This is a genomic window from Dermacoccus sp. UBA1591, from assembly GCF_002322065.1.
Lineage (GTDB): Bacteria > Actinomycetota > Actinomycetes > Actinomycetales > Dermatophilaceae > Dermacoccus > Dermacoccus nishinomiyaensis.
The window spans coordinates 80,022-82,501 of the sequence record NZ_DCNR01000082.1; the positions used below are offsets into that span (position 1 = coordinate 80,022).

Here is a 2,480-nt window from a genome sequence, read left to right on the forward strand (position 1 = left end):
AGCTGGAACCAGGCGACGACGAGCAGGACGATCGTGCCGACGGCTGCGAGACGCAGCGCACGGCGCGTCAGGAGCGCCGCGTCATCGGGGTTCACCGTCGTGTCGCGTCGGACGGCGGGCCGGACGACACTCAGGTACGTCCAGACGCCGCCGATGGCGCAGGCCAGGCCCATGAAATAGGCGAACTTCGTGAGGATCCGCCACACCGGCGGGATGACATCGGGGAGGGCCGTAGCCGTGACAACCATGCTCATAGTTAGGTGAGCCTAACCTTACTCAGAATGCTGGTGTCGATCTGGCCCACATGAAGTGACGAAAATCCGTCCGGCGGTCCGTCATCGCTCTGCCGCAACATCCCCGAAGCGCACCAGGACGCACGAATGGGCGCCCGCCGGCGATCACCGCAACCGATGCGCCGCGGACGTCACCTCATCCGTCAGCCGCGCGAGCGCCCGAGTCTCGAGGCGCCAGCACTGCCAGAACAGGGGCACGTCGAGGTCGCCAACGCCCGGCACGCGCCTGAGGTGATCGTCCTCGTCCGCGAGCCCCTCCGGCACCATGCCCCACCCGAGGCCGGCCCGCACCGCGGCCGCAAAACCCTCGGCGGACGGGATGACATGCTCGACCCTCGGCTCGAGGCCGGCCACAGCGAGGATGCGCCGCTGCAGGTCGTCCCGGTCGTTGAAGCGCAGCGTCGGCAGCTCGGCGAGGCGCCCCGAACAGCGCTCCCACAGGTCGCGACGCACGAGCGGTACGTAGCGCATGATGCCCAGCTCACTGACCGAACACCCTTGCACCGCAGCAGAACTCGCCGTCACCGCACCCAGGACGGCACCCTCGCGCAGCAGCCGCGCCGAGTGATCCTGATCCTCGACGAAGACCCGCAGCCGCGCGTCACCCCACTCGGCCACCGTGGTGAGCACCTCGACGAACCATGTCGCGAGCGAGTCGGCGTTGACGGCGACCGGCAGGTCGACGACGTCACCCGGTAGCGTCCGACCCGGCGCCGCCGAACCGAGCGCGCGCTGCAACTCGGCGTCGACGAGAGCCCGCTGCCGCGCTCCGCGCAGCAGGACCTCCCCGACGGCGGTGACGCGCACGGGCGAGGTGCGCACGAGGACGACCTGCCCTACTGCCTGTTCGAGCGCCTTGATGCGCTGCGAGATCGCCGACGGCGACACCCGCAGCGCGGCCGACGCTCCGTCGAACGTCCCCTCGTCGACGCAGGCCAGGAGCGCCTCGAGCCACTCGCCACGCAGTTTCATGGGGCCACCCTAGTGAAGCAGCACTGAAGTACCCACAGTTTCATGAACTGCCCTTCATCCACGCACACTCCTAACGTCACTGCCATGACGCACCTGCTCACCGGCTTCCTCACCGGCCTCGGCCTCATCGTCGCCATCGGATCGCAGAACGCCTTCGTCCTGCGTCAGGGGTTGCTGCGTCACCACGTCGGGCTCGTCGTCGTCATCTGCGCGCTCGGCGACATCGTCCTCGAACTCGCCGGTGTGCTCGGCATGGGTGCCGTCGTCTCCGCGCATCCGGACGCGCTGCGCGTGATCAAGTGGCTGGGTGCGGCCTATCTCGTCTGGTTCGGGCTCGACTCGTTCAAGAACGCGCGCCACGCGGGCAGCCTCAGCCCGGCCGACGCGCCCCCGATGAGCCGGCGTGCGGCCGCCGCCACGGTCGCGAGCCTGACGTTCCTCAACCCGCATGTTTATCTCGACACGGTCGTCATGCTCGGTACCGTCGCAAACTCCCATGGCGCGCAAGGGCGTTGGTGGTTCTACGTCGGGTCGATCAGCGCGAGCGTGCTGTGGTTCGTCGCGCTCGGGCTCGGCGCGCGTCTGCTGACGCCCCTCGTCCGCAACGCCCGCACCTGGCAGGTCATCGACACGGTCGTCGGCGTCATGATGTTCGTCTTCGCCGCACTGCTCGTGACGTCGTCCTGACCGCCCTACCGCGCCGCACGAGCGTCCGAAGGCGCCGTACTATAGCCCGGCGCGTAGAGATCGCGGCAAGATGCGAGCACCGGACTAGGTAGAAACCCGTTCATCTGTCACGCTGGTGCCGTGACTTTCTCTGTGTGGTTCGATGGCGACGAAACCCTGTGGGACAGGCGGGGCCACATGCTCACCGGCCTCCTCGACGAACCCTCCCACGTCGACGACGCCACGCGCGCGCCCGAGCTGTTCCCCGACGTCCTGCCCGCCATGGTCGACCTGGCAGAGCGCGGCAGCGTCAACCTCATCGACTACGCACCCATGCCCGCCGGCCACGAGCACGTCCTGCCCCCGTTCGCCGCCCACGTCGACGCGCCCGGAGCACCGTCGGACCTGCCGCCCGAGCTGCACGACACCGAAGCCGACCTCAACTGGCTCGCCACGTTCGAGCGCATCGACGCCGTCATCGCCGAGAGCGGCTCCACCCCCGACGACGTCGTGCTCATCAGCAACACCGTCGGACCCTTCGCGAAGGCG

General features: G+C 68.8%; 4 protein-coding genes. 2 read left to right on the plus strand and 2 right to left on the minus strand.

What is annotated here, in order from left to right:
* Both B2284_RS08940 and B2284_RS08945 read right to left on the minus strand, forming a co-directional pair.
* Positions 1 to 254: hypothetical protein (locus tag B2284_RS08940; protein WP_286697396.1), on the minus strand; the 254-nt coding region annotated here is incomplete at its 3' end.
* Between the two features lie 144 nt (positions 255 to 398).
* Entirely contained in the window at positions 399 to 1,265 is an 867-nt protein-coding gene (locus B2284_RS08945; RefSeq protein WP_006945085.1) for an ArgP/LysG family DNA-binding transcriptional regulator, read from the minus strand.
* Positions 1,266 to 1,349: 84 nt separating this feature from the next.
* Between B2284_RS08945 and B2284_RS08950 the strand changes: the two genes are divergently transcribed.
* A complete protein-coding gene (locus B2284_RS08950) occupies positions 1,350 to 1,952 on the plus strand; it encodes a LysE/ArgO family amino acid transporter (RefSeq protein ID WP_136788646.1) in 603 nt (200 codons plus the stop codon).
* Between the two features lie 120 nt (positions 1,953 to 2,072).
* A partial coding sequence (locus tag B2284_RS08955) for a hypothetical protein (RefSeq protein WP_286697397.1) occupies positions 2,073 to 2,480 on the plus strand: 408 nt, incomplete at its 3' end.

What these genes read in the sequence shown, in the direction of transcription:
- B2284_RS08945 (WP_006945085.1), bottom strand. Translation starts at nt 1,265, where the DNA reads ATGAAACTGCGTGGCGAGTGGCTCGAGGCGCTCCTGGCCTGCGTCGAC.
- B2284_RS08950 (WP_136788646.1), top strand. Translation starts at nt 1,350, where the DNA reads ATGACGCACCTGCTCACCGGCTTCCTCACCGGCCTCGGCCTCATCGTC.